This window comes from Microbacterium sp. Bi128, from assembly GCF_918698205.1.
The window spans coordinates 1-3,062 of the sequence record NZ_CAKKMM010000572.1; the positions used below are offsets into that span (position 1 = coordinate 1).

A 3,062-nucleotide genomic window follows, 5' to 3' on the forward strand; every position below is an offset into this window, starting at 1 on the left:
GGGCTCCCACATTGCCGGCCGTCGTCTCGGCTACCAGGACGGCTGCCCCGGTCGACGCGGCGCGAGCCCTTACGAGGCGCAGCGCCTCGCGGCCCACACCCTGGCCGCGGAAGCTCCGGGCGAGCCAGATTCCGGTCTCCAGCGCCCAGCCGTCACCACCTGGCCCAGCCCCGGCGGCACCAACAGCCCAGCCGCCACCACCGGCCCAGCCCTCATCCGCTGCTGCCGGTGCCGTGTCCATCCGCCTGAGCCGCACCGACCCTGCCATCTGCCCGTCGCAGCTGATGGCCCACGTCTTCTGCCCCGCGGGACCGTCCAGGCCGGCTGCGGAGGCGCGGTGGAATTCGCGGAACCAGCTGATCCGGTCGGTGTTCCAGCCGGCGGTCGTGCCCAGCGGCGGGGTGACCTCGTCGGCGTCGGCGTCCCGGAGCGCAAGTTCCAGGAGCTGTTCCAGCACGTCCTCGCCAACGTCGAGCAGCGCGACCGCGGGCACGGGCTCAGCTGATGGGCACATCGATCCACTCCGTTTCTCCGGGCAGCAGCGACGCGCTCCCGGCCGACATGGCGGCCACGCGGTCCGCGGCCCTGGCCGACGCCCCGTTGCCTGACTTCATCAGTTCCCCCGGCCTCTTTGTCCGCGAGCAGAAGCCCCGGCCCGTCGGCGGGTTCCGCGGCGCCCTCTACAAGCTCACCGGCGGCGGGCTGAACCTGGGCCCGAGCGCTCGGCAGCGTGAAGAAGACGAACTCGCAAGGCGCATCTCCCGCCAGCTCCAGGGCAGCTACAACACGGCCGTCCTGAGCCTCAAGGGCGGCATCGGCAAGACCTCCACCACAGTGGGCGTCGGCCTGACCCTGGCCGAGTTCCGCGGCGACCCGCCATGCGCCATCGACGCCAACCCCGACTCCGGCGACCTCGTGGAGCGCGCCCTTGGTGAGGGTATCTACCAGCAGCAAAGCCCGCGCACCATCACAGACCTGCTCAAGAACATAGAATCGGTCGATTCCCTCACCGCACTGGCCCGCTACATGCACCACGCCGGCAGGCTCCACCTGATTGCCGGTGAACAGGACCCCGAGGTATCGGATTCACTGACCGCCGCGGAATACCTGCGGATCCGCAAGCTCATCTCCGCCTACTACTCCGTGGCGCTGATCGACTGCGGCACGGGTGTCACGCACAACGCCATGAGCGGCATCCTGCAATCGGCGGACAACCTGATCATCGCGGCCGGCTACGCCGTCAGCGGCGCCAAACGGGCCCGCAGCACCCTGCACTGGCTGGCCAGCCACGGCTACGAAGACCTGGCCCGCAACGCCGTCGTCGTCATCACCGACAAGGACGAGGTCTCCACTCGGGTGGACAAGGACGCGATCGAGGAGCACCTGTCCGGCATCTGCCGCCAGCTGATCGCGGTCCCGCACGACCGCGGAGTGGCCGACGGCGACCTCGTGACCTTGGACGTGCTCCGCCCGGAAACGCGCCGCGCGTACCGGGAGATTGCCGCCGCCATTGTGGACGGATATCAGTAGAGGTTTCGCACGGTCCCCTAGGAGCCGTCGACAAAGGACTGCGATTACCAGCGTGGGATTCCCGTAAGCGTAGGTGGTCAGAGGCGCCACACACGAAGTTGGCAAGTGCTGTGAGGTCTAGAGGCGGGTATCTACTACTCTGGTGGGCAGGTATGAGGACTTCATAAACTCGGGCATGACGAATCTGATGTACATCAGCCCCTGGCGTCGCCCGCGACCTGATCGTCGGACTGCAGATATTCTGCAGGATTCGGCTTGGATCGGACTGTCCATCGCCGCCGGAATCATCTTGCTTCCAGCGATCGGCCTTAGTGCTCTCGGCCGGACTATATTTCCAAGAGGTGCTAGGGAAGACGCTGGAGTGTGTCCAGGATGTGCTGGATGCTGCCCATAGTGATCCCCGCCGGCAGTGATGCAATCCACTAGGGCGTTAAGCGGTGTGGTTCCTTTGAACCCCCACGCTGACGGCGTACTACTACCTGATGGCTCTGACCGACTGTTGCGCCGGCGACATGCACCGCGGCGTAGCCGACGGCGATCTGGGCGAGTGCTTCTGTTTCCTGGGGGGAACCGCCGAGATCATCGCGATAAGGTGGCCGCGATAACCGTGTACGGATGTACAGGGATCCTACCGTAGGCGTGAAGCCCTGATCTTTCGTGCTGCCGCCGGCAGGCCAGCGAATCCGCGGCCCCACCGCGAAACGTGGGCTCTAAGGAGCCCGGCGACGGAGTCATCAAGGTAGAGGTTATCGTGGCGTAAGCTCTGCCGCGATGGGAAAATCGCGCGAGCCAGCACTCGCGGCTTAGCTCGCCAGGGACTTCCCATGAGCTCGACCAGATAGGCCGTCCCTGTACCTTGTACGGAAGTACGGTAGCGCCACTCCTCGCTGACAGTCCCCGGCAGCATCGGGAGATCGGCCATGCCCAGATCATCTAGGAGCGGCTTCAGGGCCGCTGTCGCTTGGAGCTCCGCGCTGAGATCCACGAGGTCATGGTGAACAGTGGCGCCGACGCGCTGGAGCAGCCCTAAGTACTCATCTCGATGGCGTGGATCATCCATGTTCCGGAGGCTGTGCAGAGCCTGAATGATTACGGCTGCAGGAATGGAAGGAACGGGTACGCTCCTGGTCGCCATGACCAGGTATTGCCGGTCGCGCCAAAGGGTGTCGAATGCGCTGCCGGGCGAGGCCTCCATCCCGGGAAACCTGTCATGCACGTCGATATCGCAGTTCCACTGCGGGTGATACAGAGTCTTGGAGTGCGCGTACCGGCGAACGACTGCCGCGCCAGGCGGCCTTTCGAGCCAGCCTCTTAGGCCCAGGAGTTCCGCCATTCTGTCCAGGTCTTCCGGACGGACCAGGACATCCACGTCCGCGGAGACATGGTGCGCGCGGAGTCCCATCATGGTGGCGGCAGGACCCTTGATAAACAACACCGGGACACCGGCTGATGCTGCGACGTGGTCCACCAAAGCGGTGGCCAGGAGGACGGCTTCATCTTGGTGAAGGGTCTCTGAGGCAGCCATTAACGGG

3 protein-coding genes are annotated in these 3,062 nt (G+C 65.4%); 1 reads left to right on the forward strand and 2 read right to left on the reverse strand.

What is annotated here, in order from left to right:
* The coding region (locus LQV45_RS23080) for a GNAT family N-acetyltransferase (protein ID WP_230008992.1) at positions 1 to 493 on the reverse strand (493 nt) is incomplete at its 3' end.
* An 11-nt stretch (positions 494 to 504) separates the two neighbouring features.
* On the opposite strand from LQV45_RS23080, the gene LQV45_RS23085 reads away from it, so the two are divergent.
* Entirely contained in the window at positions 505 to 1,530 is a 1,026-nt protein-coding gene (locus LQV45_RS23085; RefSeq protein WP_230008993.1) for a MinD/ParA family protein, read from the forward strand.
* Positions 1,531 to 2,158: 628 nt separating this feature from the next.
* On the opposite strand, the gene LQV45_RS23090 is transcribed toward LQV45_RS23085, so the two are convergent.
* The coding region (locus tag LQV45_RS23090; protein ID WP_230008994.1) for a nucleotidyltransferase family protein at positions 2,159 to 3,062 on the reverse strand (904 nt) is incomplete at its 5' end.